This window comes from Acinetobacter sp. COS3 (assembly GCF_000475335.1).
In the GTDB taxonomy this organism is placed as follows: Bacteria; Pseudomonadota; Gammaproteobacteria; order Pseudomonadales; family Moraxellaceae; genus Acinetobacter; species Acinetobacter venetianus.
On the sequence record NZ_AXCD01000024.1, the window covers coordinates 26,890 to 45,104 of the forward strand.

Below are 18,215 nucleotides of genomic sequence, written 5' to 3' on the forward strand. Positions count from 1 at the left end.
CTAAAATTTTTGTCATTTCCCTTGTTGTACAAGGACAGATCTTTTGTAAGCTCCCAATTCTTGCATTTCACTATGAAGAATTGGGGACAGCCTATTAAATTGTTAAAACCTTTTCACCGCGCGCGATACCCGATACACCAGAACGCACAACTTCTAGAATTGTGTTCTCCGCAAGCGCATCAATAAAGCCATCGATCTTATCGGTAGTCCCTGCAATCTGAATCGTATATGTAGTCGGTGTAACATCTACGATTTGTGCACGGAAAATATCAGCTGTACGCTTGATTTCCGCACGGGCAGCACCTAAAGCTTTCACTTTGATTAACATCAGCTCACGCTCAATGTGCGCACCTTCAGATAAATCAACTACTTTTACCACTTCAACAAGCTTGTTCAACTGTTTGGTAATTTGCTCGATTTTGTGATCATCGCCATAGGTCGTTAGCGTCAGACGAGATAAGGTCTCATCTTCAGTCGGTGCAACATTGAGTGTTTCAATGTTATAGCCACGTTGACTAAATAAACCAACTAAGCGAGAAAGCGCACCTGCTTCGTTCTCAACGAGTACAGAAATAATATGTCTCATTATGTACGCTCCCCTTTACCTAACCACATATCCTTCATTGACTGACCCGCAACCAACATTGGATATACGTGTTCAGTACGGTCTACCATGACATTAATGAATACACATTTATCATTAATTGCCATTGCTTCAGCTAATTTAGATTCCAACTCATCTGCATGGTTAATCTGAATGCCGACGTGACCATATGCTTCCATCAATTTTGCAAAGTCAGGTAATGAGTCAACATATGAACTTGAATGACGTCCTTCATAGTTCATGTCTTGCCATTGTTTCACCATGCCTAAAGCTTGGTTATTTAAGCAAAGAATTTTGACATTCATGCTGTATTGCTTACATGTCGAAAGCTCTTGGATACACATCTGAATCGATGCTTCACCTGTAATACAAACCACTTGTTGATCTGGGCAAGCAAGTTTCGCTGCCATCGCGTACGGTAAACCAACCCCCATAGTCCCTAGACCACCTGAGTTGATCCATTGACGAGGACGCTTGTAGGTATAGTACAAAGCACCAAACATTTGGTGTTGACCCACGTCAGACGTGATAATCGCATCACCATTGGTCACTTTGCATAATGCTTCAACAACTTGCTGCGGCTTCATTGAACCATCAGTAGGTGTTTGATATTTCAAACCGTGAACTTTACGCCACTCATTGATTTGAGACCACCATTCAGCAATCGCTTCAGGATTTGGCTTAGACACATTCATTTGTTTGAGTTGTGCCAACATTTCCTGAAGAACAGGCTCTACAGCTCCCACAATTGGGATGTGCGCCATGATCGTTTTAGAAATAGTTGCAGGGTCTACATCAATATGAATGACTTTTGCATTGAGACAGAATTTTGCAGGGTTGTTGGTCACACGGTCATCGAAACGCGCGCCAATCGCTAAAATAACGTCTGCATTATGCATCGTCATGTTCGCTTCATACGTCCCGTGCATGCCTAACATGCCCACGAATTGTGGATCATTACCAGGGAAACCACCTAAGCCCATTAACGTATTTGTTACTGGATAACCTAAAAGGTGAGCAAGTTCTGTTAATAGCTCTGAAGCATTGCCTTGAACAACACCACCACCCGTATAAATAATTGGGCGTTTCGCAGTGATAAGCTCATCAATCGCTTTACGGATTTGACCTGAATGTCCACGTGAAGGTGGCTGATATGAGCGCATTTTCACTTTTTCAGGATATTCGTAGGCAAATTTTTCTGCAGGGTTTGTTGCATCTTTAGGAATATCAACAACAACAGGGCCTGGACGACCAGATGAAGCGATATAGAATGCTTTCTTAATAATTGCAGGAATTTCGCTGGCATGACGCACTTGGAAACTGTGTTTTACGATTGGGCGAGAAATACCCACCATATCAGTTTCTTGGAATGCATCTTCGCCAATTAAATGGCTCGCAACCTGACCAGACAAAATCACCATTGGGATTGAGTCCATGTAAGCAGTTGCAATTGGAGTCACTGTGTTTGTTGCACCGGGACCAGAAGTTACAAGAACTACACCAGTTTTGCCAGTTACGCGTGAGTATGCATCTGCCATGTGACCAGCAGCTTGCTCATGACGAACGAGGTAATGGTTAATTTTGTCTTGTTGAAATAGCGCATCATAAATATGTAATACAGCGCCGCCTGGATACCCAAAAACATGCTCTACGCCTTCGTCCGCAAGCGCACGAACGAGCATTTCACCACCAGATAAAAGTTCCAACGTGATTCACCCTAGTGTTTGCACAATTTATGGGAGACATAAATTGTGTTCATTCATTAACTTTTGCACTTCTTATAAGTGTGCGTATTCTACTCGTTTTTGCTGCAATAGGAAAAATTTTCTGAGACTCATCAGCCGTATAAACTTGATGACATCTCGAATCGAAATATGCTGGGATAAACATATTTCAAAACAGCATTCTCTCGGCTAGAAAGAATGTCCATTGCAAGCCATGACATTTATTCGAAGGGTGATCAAATAAACGCATATAAAACTAAAGCAAGCATTTTTGTTGCTTTCATAAACAATGTCAAGGATAAAGAAAGAGATTTTAACGAATATTTTTTAGCTGTCGTTTTTTTAAGCAAACCGTTCTAATCATAGCAATCCACCCTTTTATCAAAAAACTATTTTCTTTTTTAGTAAAACTCGGCATTGTAGACAGCACATTTATGCACTTTGATCGAATATAGACAAAATTCTCTTGGGGAGATCAAATATGAAATCATCTTATTTAAAAACAATCTTATACACAGCCACGACAACAGCATTATTATTGGGTTCTAGCCATAATTATGCACAGCAGTATTACAAATGGGTGGATGCAAATGGATCGACGCACTACACCGCAACACCACCACCCAAAGGTGCTAAACGCTTGGATAAAGTTTCGACTTATGGCAGCAATATCCAACGCCCTCCTGTACAAACTCAACCAGAGCAAGGTGATGCAAAACAAGTAAATAACCCTCCACCTGTCAATACAACCACTGTAGCACCAGCAGCATCTAGTTCAGCTCCAAAAGGTGATGCACCACCACCGCCTGCCCCTCCTGCAGCAAACTCTAACTACTAATCCATATCCATTCACTTTTGTTTATTTTCAAGGTGGCGGCTTCTCTACCGCCTTGAAGATAAAATCCCGATCTAATCACTGACATTTCATACGATTTTGCGCTATGCTGTGCGGCAATCTTATTTTTATTTTTTGTTGTATCGCATATCCCTATGACGACTTCTCACATTGACTCCGAATACCAAGCAAGCGCCATTGAGCCTCAAGTTCAACAAGACTGGGACAATCGCAAAGTTTTTAAAGTTGCTGACACTGTAGAGGGCAAACATCGCTATATCCTGTCGATGTTCCCTTATCCAAGTGGAAAGCTGCATATGGGGCATGTGCGTAACTACACTATTGGTGACGTGATCAGCCGTTTTTATCGTTTAAAAGGCGAAACCGTTTTACAGCCAATGGGTTGGGATGCTTTTGGTCTTCCTGCTGAAAATGCAGCGATTGCACATCAAGTGGCACCAGCAAAATGGACATTTGAAAACATCGCGTATATGCGTGACCAATTAAAAAAATTGGGCTTGTCTGTCGATTGGGATCGTGAATTTGCAACCTGTACTCCAGAGTACTACCACTGGGAACAATGGTTATTTGTACAACTTTATAAGAAAGGTTTGATCTATCGTAAGCTTTCAACAGTGAACTGGGATCCTGTAGACCAAACTGTACTTGCGAATGAACAGGTTGAAAATGGTCGTGGTTGGCGTTCAGGTGCATTGGTCGAAAAACGCGATATTCCAATGTACTACTTCCGCATCACTGACTATGCACAAGAATTATTAGACGATTTAGACACATTAAAAGATGGTTGGCCACAACAAGTCCTCACCATGCAACGTAACTGGATCGGACGTTCTACAGGGATGGAAATCACTTTCCCTTCTGCCAATACTGAAGTCTATGCAGATGACTTAACGGTTTATACCACGCGTGCTGATACCTTAATGGGTGTGACTTATGTTGCTGTTGCAGCAGAGCACCCTATGGCTTTGAAAGCAGCTGAGAATAATCCTGAACTAGCTGCATTTATTGAAGAATGCCGCATGGGCTCGGTCGCTGAAGCTGATTTAGCCACTGCTGAAAAGAAAGGCATGGCAACAGGTTTGTTCGTAAAACACCCTGTAACGGGTGAAGAACTTCCTGTCTGGATCGCAAACTATGTACTCATGTCTTATGGTTCTGGCGCAGTGATGGCTGTTCCTGCACATGACGAACGTGATTTTGAGTTTGCCAATAAGTTTAACTTGCCTATCAAGCAAGTGATTGATGCCAAAGGCGCTGATGATGCTGAGTACTCAGCAACTGAATGGCAAGAATGGTATGGCTCTAAAGAAGGTAAACTCGTAAATTCTGGCGAATTTGACGGCCTTGAATTCCAAGCTGCTTTTGATGCCTTCATTGCAAAATTAGAACCACAGAATTTAGCAAATGCTAAGGTTCAATTCCGTTTACGTGACTGGGGTGTCTCTCGTCAGCGTTATTGGGGTTGCCCGATTCCAATGATCAACTGTAATACTTGTGGACAAGTACCAGTGCCAGAAGATCAATTGCCGGTCGTGTTACCAACTGATGTCGTACCAGATGGTTCAGGTAACCCACTGAATAAAATGCCTGAATTCTACGAAACTAAATGTCCAAGTTGTGGCGGCGATGCACGTCGTGAAACAGATACATTGGATACTTTCGTAGAGTCATCTTGGTACTATGCACGCTACGCATCTCCTGACTTTACAGGCGGTATGGTAAAACCTGAAGCAGCGCAAAACTGGCTTCCAGTGAACCAATACATCGGTGGTGTTGAACATGCCATCTTGCACTTACTTTATGCACGTTTCTTCCATAAGTTGATGCGTGATGAAGGTGTGGTACAAGGCAACGAACCATTTACTAACTTGTTAACACAAGGCATGGTTTTAGCAGACACCTTCTATCGTGAAGCTGAAAGCGGCAAAAAAACGTGGTTTAACCCTGCTGACATCGAATTAGAGCGTGATGAGAAAGGTCGTATCCTTTCTGCTAAATATTCAGGTGATGGTCAAGAAGTTGTTATCGGTGGACAAGAAAAAATGTCTAAGTCGAAAAACAACGGTATTGATCCACAAGCAATTATTGATCAATACGGCGCAGATACAGCACGAGTTTTCATGATGTTTGCTGCACCACCAGATCAATCATTAGAATGGTCTGATGCAGGTGTTGAAGGCGCAAACCGCTTCTTGAAACGCGTATGGCGTTTGGCTGCTGGTTTCCTAGAAAATGGCAATCAAGCAACGGCTATTGACACTGCGAATTTGTCGAAAGATGCGCAAGATCTTCGTCGTAAAACCCATGAAACGATCCAAAAAGTTGGTGATGACATCGAACGTCGCCACGCATTCAATACTGCAATTGCAGCATTGATGGAACTGTTAAATGCTAGCAACAAATTTGAAGCAAAAGATGACAATGATGTGGCTGTTGCTCGTGAAGCAATCACAACATTACTCACTTTACTTGCTCCATTTGCACCACACTTGAGTCAAACACTTTTAGCTCAGTTTGGACAAGATTTAACAACAACGGAGTTCCCTCAAGTTGATGAATCTGCATTGACACGTAATACGCAAACGATTGTTGTACAAGTGAATGGTAAACTTCGTGGTAAGTTAGATGTGGCTGTCGATATATCTAAAGATGATTTATTGGCTTTGGCAAAAGCATTACCAGAAGTGCAACAATTCTTAACTGGCCCGACTAAAAAAGAAATTGTTGTGCCAAATAAACTCGTGAACTTGGTGGTTTAAAAGCTTGTAAGCCTCCCTTTAAAGAAGGCAGATTAAAAGCAATAAACAAAACCTCATCAAAGCCCGCTGTCATTCAACGGGCTTTGATTCTAAAATATGGTCAATTTATTTAGTTTAAATCTTCCATGTTTGATGGAATATCATAAGGACAAAGCATGCATTTAGTTCAACGTGTTGCAGCAGTTGTATTAACTTTAGGCCTAAGTGCAGGCTTAGTCGGTTGTGGCTTCCATTTAAAAGGCAGTAATCCAACAGCGACGCCGTTGGTTTATAACAAGCTCACATTGGTATTACCTGATAATACTGATGAACTTGAAAATCGACTCAGCATTTATTTAAGTGCAACAGGCGTACAACTCAGCAACTCCAACGATGCTTATGTACTTCGTATTTTGGATTACACGCCTCGCCGTCAACTCCTAAACGGTAAATTAACAGAAGTATTACTGCGTCTAACGGTCACATTCCAAATCGAAGATCGTCAAGGCAATAAAATTACAGAACCACGGACATTGACTGCCTCTCGTAGTTATCAATACGACGTTGCAACAGTGAATACCGACAACCAACAAGAATCTTATTTAGACAAGATTGTCATTGATGATGTGGCGCAACAAATCACACGTCAAATCGCAGCAAACCGTCTACCTAAAGCACAGTCATAATTACAACTTATGAAACTAGATTATGTTCAAGCATTAAAACGTGTAGATGAGGCTCGTGGCGCATGGATTATGCATGGTCAAGAGCCTTTACTTGAGCAAAATCTGCTAGATGCTTTTCGTAAAAGCTGGCAACAGCAAGAAATTGAGCGTCAACGCTATGACATCAGCAGTGTAAATGACTGGAAAAATGTCTTTAATGCATTGAATAGTTTGTCGCTATTTTCTCAGCAGCTTGCGATTGAAGTACATGGCAATATCAAACCCGATGCAAATGGATTAAAGCTACTTAAAAACTATATTCAACATAATGAACATAACTTACTGTTAATTGTGTTACCGAAACAGGATAGCAGCAGTCTAAAGTCAGCATTTTTCCAAGTCGTTGAAGCGAATGGTGTTGTTGTCCCACTAACTGCAAACTATCCACAAGATCGTCAACGCATCCTTACGATCGAAGCAGAAAAATTGGGGATCACACTCAACAATGATGCATGGCAATGGTTAATGCAACATCATGAGCATAACCTCCTCGCAGCAAAAAATAGTTTGATGCGCGTTGCGGATACCTTTCCAGATATTAAACAAATTCAAATAGAGCAGCTCTATGCATGTTTACAGGATCAATCACGCTATACCACCTATGATTTAAGCGATGCATTATTGGCAGGTCATTTGGCTCAATCCGTCAAGATCTACCAATACTTACTTGCCGCGGGTGAACCCGACAGTTTGATCTTATGGACACTCAGTAAAGAAATGCGTTTACTGATGCAACTTTTTGAGCAACCACACAATGCATTACAACTCGGCATTTGGAAAACCAAAGTTTCACAATATCAGCAAGCTTTACGTCGCCTAAACCCTCGGCAATTTCTCACTTGGCCTGAGCTATTATTACGTATCGATGCGTCAATTAAAGGCATGTCGAAAGAAAGCGCTGAGCATTTAATGCTGCAAGCTGTCAGCGAATTATGTGGAAAAACATTATTTATTCAATCTGCTTAAAATAAGATCTAAATTCAAGATAATAATAACAAGGTGAAAGCAATGATGTTCGATCTAAGCCCTGATCAAATTCAGAAAATTAAAGTAGCCTTTCAACGCGCTGACAGCTTAATCATTTCAGCAGGTGCGGGTATGGGAGTGGACTCAGGTTTACCTGATTTTCGAGGCAATCATGGCATGTGGCAAGCTTACCCTGAGCTTGGAAAACAGCGTATCGACTTTACTGAAATTGCCAATCCTGCCGCTTTTAGACGTCACCCACGTTTAGCATGGGGATTCTACGGACATCGACTCGCACTCTATCGTCAAACTAAACCACATCGAGGATTTACTTTACTCAAGCAATTGGCAGAAAAATTACAACTGCCCTATTTTATCTTTACCTCAAATGTCGATGGACAATTTCAAAAAGCGGGCTTTGACTCGGCCAACATCTATGAATGTCATGGGTCAATTCATCATGTACAATGTCTAAAATCTTGCCAGCAAGAGATTTGGTCAGCAGATGATATTTCTCCTGAAATTGATCATCAAGATTGCCAATGGTTAGGTGAGTTACCACGCTGCTCTCACTGCGGTCATTTAGCGCGTCCTAATATTTTAATGTTTGATGACTATAATTGGGTGAGTCATCGACAACACCAACAAGGTCTGCGTTTGGATAAATTTCTCAAAGCACATCGCAATCCGCTCGTGATTGAAATCGGTGCAGGTACAGCGATTCCAACCGTGCGATATTTCAGTGAGCGCTTTGCACCCAACTTGATTCGGATCAATCCGCGTGAATACACACTTCCACCGCACGGCGGCATTGCACTTGCAAGTAACGCGGAGGCTGGGATCGAAAGTATTTATCAGATATTTATAAAATAAGTATGTGGAAAAATAGAAAATAATTCTCATTCTAGATTAAAAATATTCACGTTTTATCCTTATTTCACTTTTATACTAAGCCCAGTTCTCACTTTTGACCTGTCGCCATGCCAAAAACAACGTCTAAAAAAATACCATCTCGCAAAATTATTATTATCGCTATCGGCGTGCTCATCATTGCAGCACTCGGATGGATGTTCTTTAAACCCAAAGCACAGCAACCACAGTACATTAGTGCAGAAGTCTCTCGTGGCGATATTGAAGATTCAGTATTAGCGACGGGTGTACTTGAAGCAACCAAAATGGTGAGTGTCGGCGCACAGGTGTCTGGTCAGGTGAAGAAAATGTATGTGCAATTGGGTGACCAAGTAAAACAAGGTCAATTGATTGCGCAAATTGATTCGATTCGCCAAGAAAATGATTTAAAAACAGCAGAAGCAAGCATTAAAAACCAACAAGCTCAACTGGCTGTACAACAAGCGAATTTAGCAAAAGTTGAAGCAGAATATAAACGCCAACAAGCGATGTATAGCCAAGATGCAACTTCCCGCGCTGAGCTTGAAACTGCATTGGCAAATTACAAAACCGCTCAAGCGCAAATCGCAGCGATCAATGCACAAATTGAGCAATCGCGTTTAACATTGGCAACAGCAAAAGAAGACTTGGGTTATACCCGTATCGTTGCACCGATGAATGGAACGATTGTTGCGATCGTGACAGAGGAAGGTCAAACCGTAAACGCCAATCAAACCGCACCAACCATTGTGAAATTAGCGACTTTAGACACTATGACTGTCAAAGCACAAATTTCTGAAGCGGACGTCATGAAAGTTGAAAAAGGTCAAACGGTGTATTTCACAACGTTGGGAAATAGCGAGAAGAAGCACTATGCAACCTTGCGCCAAGTAGAGCCAGCTCCTGACTCAATCAATACAGAAAGCACGACGACCAGTTCATCGTCATCAACATCTGCAATTTACTATAACGCGTTATTTGATGTGCCCAATGATGATGGCAAGCTTCGTATTGATATGACTGCACAAGTTTATATTGTATTAGCGGAAGCAAAAAATGCATTAACCATTCCTGCGGCTGCGATTCAAAACAAGCGTTCAAATCAAAAACAAAACAGTAAAAATAACGCATCAACTGATAGCACACAAAAACCTGAAACAGCAAACGCACAACGTCCAAAACGTTTAGAGTTAACCGATCAAGAAAAAGCACTCGTGTCTCAAAGCAAAGCGACAACAGGCATGGTACGTGTCTTGCAAGCTGATGGCACGGCGAAGCCTCAACCTGTTCTGATTGGTCTTAATAACCGTGTGACAGCGCAAGTCCTGAAAGGACTTAAACAAGGTGATCAAGTTGTGATTGCTGATGCGACTGATAGTTCAAATGAATCAGCAAAACGTAGCAATCAACGTGCAATGAGAATGTAATATGACTCAAAATCAAACACATTCATCACAGCCGCTACTTGAAGTCAGCAAACTGACTCGGGAATTCCCTGCGGGTGAAAGTACAGTCCAAATTCTCAAAGGTATTGATTTAAAGATTTATGCAGGTGAATTGGTTGCGATTGTTGGGCAATCGGGATCTGGTAAATCAACCTTAATGAATATCTTGGGCTGTCTGGATAAACCAACAGACGGAAGCTATCTAGTCAGTGGCCGTGAGACGAGACAGCTTGAACCTGACGAACTTGCACAATTACGTCGTGAATATTTTGGCTTTATTTTCCAACGCTATCATTTACTTGGTGATTTAACTGCATCTGGTAACGTTGAAGTTCCAGCGATCTATGCGGGTGTAGAGAGCCATCTACGTCAGGAGCGTTCAGCTGAATTGCTCTCTGAACTTGGCTTAGAGGAGCGCCTACATCATCGTCCAAGTCAACTTTCAGGTGGTCAACAGCAACGCGTTTCAATCGCACGTGCATTAATGAACGGCGGTGACGTGATTCTTGCTGATGAGCCAACAGGAGCATTGGATAAGAATAGCGGTATTGAAGTCATGCGTATTTTGCGTGAACTCAATGCTAAAGGTCATACCATCATCTTAGTTACACATGATCTCAATGTAGCAAAAAATGCGACACGTATTATTGAGATTAGTGACGGTAATATCATCTCAGACCGCGCGAATACACCTGAAAATGATGATGCCGATTTAGAACGTCAAACACTTCAAAGAACACCACAGAAGAAAACCTCTGCATGGCGATCTTTTCTAGATCGCTTGGGTGAAGCATTCCGTATGGCACTGCTTGCCATGAATGCACATCGAATGCGAACCTTTTTGACCATGCTTGGAATCATTATCGGGATCGCCTCTGTGGTTTCCGTTGTTGCGCTCGGTAATGGTTCACAAAAACAGATTTTGGAAAATATCAGCAGTCTCGGAACCAACACTATTACCGTATATCAAGGTCGTGGCTTTGGTGATAACTCAAGAGCATCACAAACCAAGACCCTCGTTCCTGCCGATGGTGAAGCTTTAGCTGAGCAACCCTATGTCGATGGTGTCAGCCCTTCTGTGAATACAAGCGTCACTTTACGCTTTAAAGAAACGGAAGCCTCAGCAACTGTCAATGGTGTGAGTTCCGACTTCTTCTATGTTCGAGGCATGACCTTTAAGTCTGGACAAGCTTTTGATAAAGACAGCGTGACTCAACGTGCGCAAGACGTGGTCATCGATACCAATACTGAAAAAACGTTCTTTGCGGATGGAACTAATCCGCTCGGACAAGTGATCTTATTGGGTAGTGTGCCGAGTCGTGTCATTGGTGTGATTGATGCAGAAAAAGGCTTTATGGGAAATTCAGACAGCTTAAATGTCTATCTCCCCTATTCAACAGTCATGAGCCGCATGTTAGGTCAGTCTAATGTGCGTAGCATCATTGTTCGTATTAAAGATGAATATCCAAGTAGTGCGGCTGAAAATGCAATTTTGACTTTGCTTGAGCAACGCCACGGCGCACAAGATGTCTTTACTCAAAACTCAGACAGTATCCGTGAAACGATTCAACAGACCACTGCAACCATGACACTGCTAATTTCAGCGATTGCGGTGATTTCACTGGTCGTCGGTGGCATCGGCGTAATGAATATTATGTTGGTCTCTGTGACAGAACGGACTCAGGAGATTGGTGTTCGTATGGCGGTCGGTGCTCGACAAAGTGATATTTTGCAGCAATTCTTGATCGAAGCGATTTTGGTCTGCTTACTGGGTGGTGTACTCGGTGTGCTGCTGTCTTTAGGTATTGGACAAATTATCGGGCATTTTGCGAAAGGTGTGATTGAAATGAGTTATTCAACCACATCTATTGTTGCGGCCTTTGTCTGCTCAAGTTTGATCGGTATTGTTTTTGGTTTCTTACCCGCACGAAATGCAGCACAACTCGATCCAGTTGCAGCTTTAGCAAGAGAATAAGGAATTTGAGTATGTCTTTTCATTTAAATAAATTAGGACTTGCACTAGCACTCACAAGTTCTCTGGCTGGCTGCTCTGCTGTTGTCAAAACACCTTACAACGCACCATCTGTACAAGTTCCGCAGCAATACCAATACGATGCGCAAACCAATAAAAGCGTAGCACTTACAGACCAATGGTGGACATTATTTAATGACACTCAGCTCAATCAGTTGATCGATCAAGTCTTGGCAACGAATAGTGATTTAAGTGTTGCAGGTATCACACTGAAACAAGCCCGCTTACAAGCTGGCTTGGCTGCAAATCAACAAGGCATCCGCACCAGCTCAAGTGTTTCGACAGGTCATAACTATGATCTACGTTCAGGCGATGGCTCAGATCGTGGCTTATCTGCTAGTGTCGGTGTGAGCTATGAACTCGATTTGTTTGGAAAACTCGCCAATCAAACAGAAGCCAGTCGTTGGGAAGCACTCGCCAGTGCTCAAGACTTACAAGCAACGGCACAAAGTTTGGTAGGAACAACTGCAAAACTGTATTGGCAATTGGGCTATCTCAATGAGCGCTATCAAACCGTTCAACAAAACTTAGCCTCGACTCAAAAGATTTATGATTTAGTTCAATCACAATATAAAGCGGGTGCAGTTTCTGGCTTAGATCTCACGCAAGCTGAACAATCAGTACAAAGTCAGAAAGCAAGTTTGAGTCAGATCGAACAACAACGTGTAGAAACACGTACTGCTCTCGCAGTACTGCTACATGAACCTGTACAACAACTGAATATTCAAGAACCTGCTAAATTACCGCGTAATGCATTACCCAATATCGCTGTCGGCTTACCCGCAGATATTTTATCTCGCCGCCCTGATTTACAAGCCTCAGAGTTACGTCTTCGTAAAACGTTAGCCAGTAAAGATGCAACCAAAGCCAGTTATTATCCGTCGATTAATCTGACTGGAAATTTGGGGTCTTCGAGTACCTCACTGACTCAACTTTTGCAGAATCCTGCACTCACCTTAGGCGCAAGCTTAAGCCTACCCTTTCTTCAATATAATGATATGAAGAAAGATATTGCGATTAGTGATCTTGAATATGAGAAAGCCATTACTCAATATCGTCAAACGTTATACCAAGCATTTGCTGATGTAGAAAATGCGTTATCGAATCGCACTCAACTTGATCAACAAGTTCAGCTTCAACAACGCAATCTTGAATTAGCGGATAAAACTGAGCGACTCACTGAAGTTCGTTATCGTAATGGTGCGATTACATTAAAGAATTTACTTGATGCACAAGAGACCACACGGAATGCCAGACTGAGCTTAGTTGAAACCAAGCAGAGTCAATACAATGCCTATGTGACCTTAATGCAAGCGCTAGGTGGAAGTCCTGTGAAAGAACTGCCTGAACAATAACACACGAGTTGCTATTGTTTACTCACTTACAGTTTTTGGCTCATTTTGAATGAGCTGAGAACTTTTGATGTGATCTTGATTATCAAAAACAACCTCATAAGAAAGTTGTTCTCCATTGAAATAAACCTCAGTCGGCGAACCAATAATTTCCCATAGACCAATCGTGGCAATATCCGCAGTCGTATGCCATAGCGTACGGCTGACTCTAGCTGCTTTTGAGTAGCCTTGTTGGAAAGTATAAATCTCTTTACGTTCTCCATTTACGGTTTCTGATGTGACTGGTGCACCCAATTCAGAAATCACATAATTACGATGTTTTCCAATCTCTAAAACCGTCAAATTCTTTTTACTTGGTTGCTTACTTGCCATGACCGCGGCACAACCTTGCAGTGAAAGTAAAATCACTAAGCCAAAAACAACAGCTATTTTCTTCACGCTTTAACCTACCCCGAAAGCTAAAAAATAATACACCTATCGACATTCTCTTTAGAATTTTCGATTAAACAAAAAACAGCATTAATTAGCATATAAAAAATGTAATTACAAATAATTAGTTATACATGTTGATATATTTTTATTTTTTAAATATATAGAATTGGATAGAATGTCAAAGTTTTATAAAGTGATATTTCACATTGATTGCATCTTGACGATGATATTGCTGCCTTAAGGTTGATTAAAATACCAACAGATAATAAAAACCATCTAATTAGTTATAATTGATTCTCAGATTAGTTATGATATTTAACTGTTAAATTTAAATTACATGTGACATGCTAACTTATAATCAAGCTCTTAAGCTCGCAGAAACATGGTGTCATGTTCTTTGCGGAGATGGTGTTGAAATTGTTATTAACAAAGTTATTAAGAAACCATACGGTTGGATATTCTTCTACCAGAATTCTACTTTTTTGACATCTGATGACTACCAACACGCTTTAATTGGTAATGCACCAATTATTATTGATAGAATTAACGGTGAGATTAGAGTCACAGGTACTAGCAAATCATTGAGTGAGTATCTCACGGATTATGAGGCCACAATTCCAAAGGCACGACTAGATCTAAGTCTGCCAAACGAACCTTGATTTCACATATGTTATTGCTTTTAGGCAATAAGTTTACAATCTGTGAGTTCAGTGACCCTCAGATTTATTATAGCTTTAAAACCTTACAAGCTTCAAAAAACAAAGCCGCTATAAAGCGGCTTTATTAAATAATTTAGATTAATCTAATTATTCATCATCCATCATTGACTGGCTCATACCGACAGTATTAAAACCACCATCAACATACATGATTTCACCTGTAATACCTGAAGCCCACGGTGAGCAAAGGAACAATGCTGCATTGCCCACTTCTTCAATCGTCACATTGCGTTTTAGTGGAGCAATCTTTTCATTGGCATCCAACATTTTACGGAATGATTTGATACCAGATGCCGCCAATGTACGGATTGGGCCAGCAGAAATTGCATTTACGCGAATACCATCTGCACCCAAGCTAGAAGCTAAATAACGAACACCCGCTTCTAAAGATGCTTTTGCCATGCCCATCACGTTGTAGTTTGGCATCACACGCTCAGAACCTTGATACGTCAATGTCAACAAACAACCCTGACGTGCTTGCAATAAAGGTTTTGCAGCACGCGCCATTGCAACAAAGCTATACGCGCTAATGTCATGCGCGATTTTAAAACCGTCACGATCTGTCACGTCTGTGAAGTCACCATCTAATGTATGTGCTGGTGCGAAACCAATTGAATGCACAACACCATCTAAACCATCCCAATGTTTCGACAATTCAGCAAATGCACCATCAATTTCTGCATCAACAGCAACATCACAAGGGAAAACCAAAGTTGAACCAAACTGTGCTGCAAAATCATCAACACGTTTTTTCAACTTTTCATTTGGATAAGTAAACGCAAGCTCCGCACCTTCGCGGTGTAATGCAGCAGCAATACCGTAAGCAATTGATAATTTACTTGCAATGCCAGCAATTAAAAAACGTTTACCAGCTAAAAGTCCTTGTGACATCTTATTCTCACTCGAAAAATTTTCACCACATCATGCCAATATTCCAGCAATTTCGGAATTGCATAATCCATCTTTTTTACAATCTTGCATAAAAAAATCGCCTTCAGATGAAGACGATTTTATTTTTAAGCAAAAGCTTAGTCATCACCTTGGATCAGACTCAACAAGCGCATGAATGAGTAATACATCCAAACTAAAGTTGCGAGTAATGCGATACCACATAACCACTCAAATGACTTTGGTGCACGTTGCGCAGCAGCACTTTCAATCAAATCAAAGTCTAAGATCAGATTTAATGAAGCAATTACCGCAACAAAAGCAGCAAAGCCGATACCCAACCAGTTACTTTCAAAAATGTAAGGAATAGTTGAGCCAAAAGCTAAACGTAAAATAATTTGCACTACAAATACCAAAGCAATCGCCAATGTCGCAGAGATCACAATCGATTTAAATTTCTCTGTCGCACGAATCACTTGGAATTTATATAAACCAAATAACACCAATGTCGTAATAAAAGTTGCCAGTAATGCTTGTAATGGCACACCAGGAAACTTCAATTGAAAAATAAAGGAAATGCCACCTAAAAATGCACCTTCAAATAAAGCATAAGGAATCGCTAAAGCAGGTGCAGTATTTGATTTAAAAGTGGTAATTAAAGCCAGAACAAAACTACCGATTGCGCCAACGATTGCAGCGGCATATGCAATAGAAAGATTTGCAGTCATCGCACAGTAGAAAAATAATGCGATGCCTAAACCCGCAGCAATCACGGTTAAAAGGACGGATTTTTGAATCGCCCCTTGGATCGTCATTGGTTCAGCTAAATCACTATAGGTTTCTACTCGAGTTAAAATTGGATTATTACTTTGCATGTATGCTCTCTTTTTATATTTCGCAATAAAACGCTGAGTTTAAGCGATTTTTTAATCAAGCCCAATATTTTTTTACATTCAATAAAAAAGGAGCATCCGCTCCTTTAATTATCAAACAATTAACTTGCTCGATTAGTTTTTGTCGTGATTCATAATAAAGAAATATTCACGATAATATTTTAACTCTGCAATCGAATCACGAATATCATCCATTGCCAAGTGCGAGGCATTTTTCTTCAGACCACTCATAATTTCTGGTCTCCAGCGTTTTGCTAACTCTTTTACAGAAGACACATCTAAATTACGGTAATGGAAAAATTGTTCCAACTCAGGCATTAAACGATGCAAGAAACGGCGATCTTGGCAAATCGAGTTACCACACATTGGTGATGATTTTGGGTTGACCCATTTTTTTAAGAACTCAAGCGTTTGCTGTTCTGCATCTTGTGCAGATAACTTACTACGACGTACACGCTCAATCAGACCAGATTGACCATGTTGCTTGGTATTCCACTCATCCATTGCGTTTAGAATCAAATCTGATTGATGAACAGCAAGAACAGGACCTTCAGCTAAAATATTAAGATTGTCATCTGTAATAATTGTTGCAATTTCAATAATTTTGTCATTATCGGTATCAAGACCTGTCATTTCTAGGTCGATCCAAATTAATCGTGTATCTGGGGTGCTGCTCATAAATAGCGATTCTAAAGTGCTTAAAAACATCAATAGTAGCAAATTAATTACATCTTGGCTGTAATTCTATAGCGGCTTCGTGCTATTTTTGCGGTCTTCAAAGTGTGGATTTTTTGGGATATGAATGGCTTTAATTCGTAAGCGTCGTTTAACCGAACAGCAGCAACGTCGTATTGAAAAACAGCATAAATCGCGTCAAGACGACATTGATACATCGCAGGATTTGGATGGACTGGTTGTTCAACATTATGGTCGTCAACTCGAAGTACAAGCTTTATCTGTGCCTGAACAGCACCCCGAAAAACCACAAGTCGCTGATGGTGAACCAGAACCGTTCTGGAAACCGATTGAATTAGACAGTGTTTGGCGCTGTCACACCCGTACTAACTTAGAATTATTGGTCACAGGTGATCGAGTAAAATGGCAAGCTGATCCGAATACAGGTCTGGGTATCATTACCGCGATCTATCCACGAAAGTCATTGCTGACTCGTCCAGACCGTTATCATAAAGTTAAACCAGTTGCCGCAAACATCAGTCTGATCGTGATTGTATTTGCACCCTTACCAGAACCTGCACCGACATTGATTGATCGCTATCTCGTTGCATGTGCTGACGCAAATATTCCAGCCCTACTGGTGTTGAATAAGTCAGACTTGCTCACTGAAAATGATCCGATTCTGACCTTACTCAGTGAATATGAAGCATTGGGTTATGAAACTTTGGTTTGTCATTCACGCGGTGATTTGTCTGCGCTTGCAGCACGCTTGGATAATGAAACCGTTGCTTTCGTTGGGCAATCAGGCGTAGGCAAAAGCTCGCTGATCAATACCATCGTTCCTGATGCAGCACAGAAAACCAATGTCATTTCAGAGAACTCTGCACTTGGGCAACATACTACGACTTCAACACGTTTGATTAAATTTGGAACAAACGGTGCATTGATCGATTCACCCGGAATCCGTGAGTTTGGGCTCTGGCATCTTAGTTTAGAGAAGGTACGTACAGGCTTTCCTGAGATTGAAGCACATCTTGGACTATGTCAGTACCGTAACTGCACCCATACGCATGAAAAAAATTGTGCGTTGAAACAAGCGGTTGATGCTGGTGAAATTTTACCGCGTCGTTTAGACAGTTATTTACGTCTTATTGATGAAATTCAAGAAGCTCAACAAAAAAGTTAACTTTCTTGATGCTTCGCCCTTGAACTAACATTTTTGATCACCATTGAGATAAGTTATACTCAGGATCAATTTTGATTTTAACTTTAGGTGAC

Annotated in this window: 16 protein-coding genes; 10 read left to right on the forward strand and 6 right to left on the reverse strand. The window is 41.1% G+C overall.

Going from position 1 to position 18,215, the window contains the following annotated elements; all coding sequences use genetic code 11:
* Positions 1-94 precede the first annotated feature (94 nt).
* Positions 95-586, reverse strand: a complete 492-nt coding sequence (gene ilvN / locus IO68_RS26610; protein ID WP_004637892.1) for an acetolactate synthase small subunit — start codon at positions 584-586, stop codon at positions 95-97.
* Entirely contained in the window at positions 586-2,310 is a 1,725-nt protein-coding gene (locus IO68_RS26615; RefSeq protein ID WP_023013534.1) for an acetolactate synthase 3 large subunit, read from the reverse strand. The genes ilvN and IO68_RS26615 overlap by 1 nt, the downstream gene beginning before the upstream one ends.
* 499 nt (positions 2,311-2,809) lie before the next feature.
* Here IO68_RS26615 and IO68_RS26620 point away from each other — a divergent pair, with 499 nt between their 5' ends.
* The 8 genes from IO68_RS26620 (at position 2,810) to IO68_RS26655 (ending at position 13,333) form a co-directional block, all read left to right on the forward strand.
* Positions 2,810-3,166 carry a DUF4124 domain-containing protein gene (locus tag IO68_RS26620; protein WP_004881665.1) on the forward strand — a complete coding sequence of 119 codons (357 nt, stop codon included), beginning with the start codon at positions 2,810-2,812 and terminating at the stop codon, positions 3,164-3,166.
* A 152-nt stretch (positions 3,167-3,318) separates the two neighbouring features.
* A complete protein-coding gene (gene leuS, locus IO68_RS26625) occupies positions 3,319-5,943 on the forward strand; it encodes a leucine--tRNA ligase (protein WP_023013535.1) in 2,625 nt (874 codons plus the stop codon).
* A 155-nt stretch (positions 5,944-6,098) separates the two neighbouring features.
* Positions 6,099-6,608 carry an LPS assembly lipoprotein LptE gene (lptE, locus tag IO68_RS26630; protein ID WP_004881660.1) on the forward strand — a complete coding sequence of 170 codons (510 nt, stop codon included), beginning with the start codon at positions 6,099-6,101 and terminating at the stop codon, positions 6,606-6,608.
* 9 nt (positions 6,609-6,617) lie between these two features.
* On the forward strand, positions 6,618-7,613 hold the full coding sequence (holA, locus tag IO68_RS26635; RefSeq protein WP_023013536.1) for a DNA polymerase III subunit delta: 996 nt from the start codon (positions 6,618-6,620) through the stop codon (positions 7,611-7,613).
* Between the two features lie 42 nt (positions 7,614-7,655).
* Complete coding sequence (locus tag IO68_RS26640) at positions 7,656-8,486, forward strand: SIR2 family NAD-dependent protein deacylase (protein WP_023013537.1); 831 nt, start codon at positions 7,656-7,658, stop codon at positions 8,484-8,486.
* Positions 8,487-8,593: 107 nt separating this feature from the next.
* Complete coding sequence (locus IO68_RS26645) at positions 8,594-9,928, forward strand: MacA family efflux pump subunit (protein WP_023013538.1); 1,335 nt, start codon at positions 8,594-8,596, stop codon at positions 9,926-9,928.
* Between the two features lies 1 nt (position 9,929).
* Positions 9,930-11,921 (forward strand): MacB family efflux pump subunit, encoded by a 1,992-nt coding sequence (locus tag IO68_RS26650; protein ID WP_023013539.1) that lies wholly within the window; start codon positions 9,930-9,932, stop codon positions 11,919-11,921.
* Between the two features lie 11 nt (positions 11,922-11,932).
* Positions 11,933-13,333 (forward strand): efflux transporter outer membrane subunit, encoded by a 1,401-nt coding sequence (locus IO68_RS26655; protein WP_023013540.1) that lies wholly within the window; start codon positions 11,933-11,935, stop codon positions 13,331-13,333.
* Positions 13,334-13,351: 18 nt separating this feature from the next.
* Here IO68_RS26655 and IO68_RS26660 read toward each other — a convergent pair whose 3' ends face one another.
* Positions 13,352-13,768: a hypothetical protein gene (locus IO68_RS26660; RefSeq protein WP_023013541.1), complete on the reverse strand. Its 417-nt coding sequence runs from the start codon at positions 13,766-13,768 to the stop codon at positions 13,352-13,354.
* A 338-nt stretch (positions 13,769-14,106) separates the two neighbouring features.
* On the opposite strand from IO68_RS26660, the gene IO68_RS34375 reads away from it, so the two are divergent.
* Entirely contained in the window at positions 14,107-14,421 is a 315-nt protein-coding gene (locus tag IO68_RS34375) for a YrhB domain-containing protein (protein ID WP_023013542.1), read from the forward strand.
* 147 nt (positions 14,422-14,568) lie between these two features.
* Here the strand turns inward: IO68_RS34375 and IO68_RS26670 are convergent, their stop codons facing one another.
* The 3 genes from IO68_RS26670 to orn all read right to left on the reverse strand — a co-directional run bounded on the left by IO68_RS26670 (position 14,569) and on the right by orn (position 16,940).
* Entirely contained in the window at positions 14,569-15,372 is an 804-nt protein-coding gene (locus IO68_RS26670; RefSeq protein WP_023013543.1) for an enoyl-ACP reductase, read from the reverse strand.
* Between the two features lie 137 nt (positions 15,373-15,509).
* Positions 15,510-16,244, reverse strand: coding sequence for a Bax inhibitor-1/YccA family membrane protein (locus IO68_RS26675; protein ID WP_004881641.1), 735 nt, complete (start codon positions 16,242-16,244; stop codon positions 15,510-15,512).
* Positions 16,245-16,376: 132 nt separating this feature from the next.
* Entirely contained in the window at positions 16,377-16,940 is a 564-nt protein-coding gene (gene orn / locus IO68_RS26680; RefSeq protein ID WP_026094170.1) for an oligoribonuclease, read from the reverse strand.
* Positions 16,941-17,064: 124 nt separating this feature from the next.
* On the opposite strand from orn, the gene rsgA reads away from it, so the two are divergent.
* Positions 17,065-18,123: a ribosome small subunit-dependent GTPase A gene (gene rsgA / locus IO68_RS26685; protein WP_004881637.1), complete on the forward strand. Its 1,059-nt coding sequence runs from the start codon at positions 17,065-17,067 to the stop codon at positions 18,121-18,123.
* Positions 18,124-18,215: the final 92 nt, after the last annotated feature.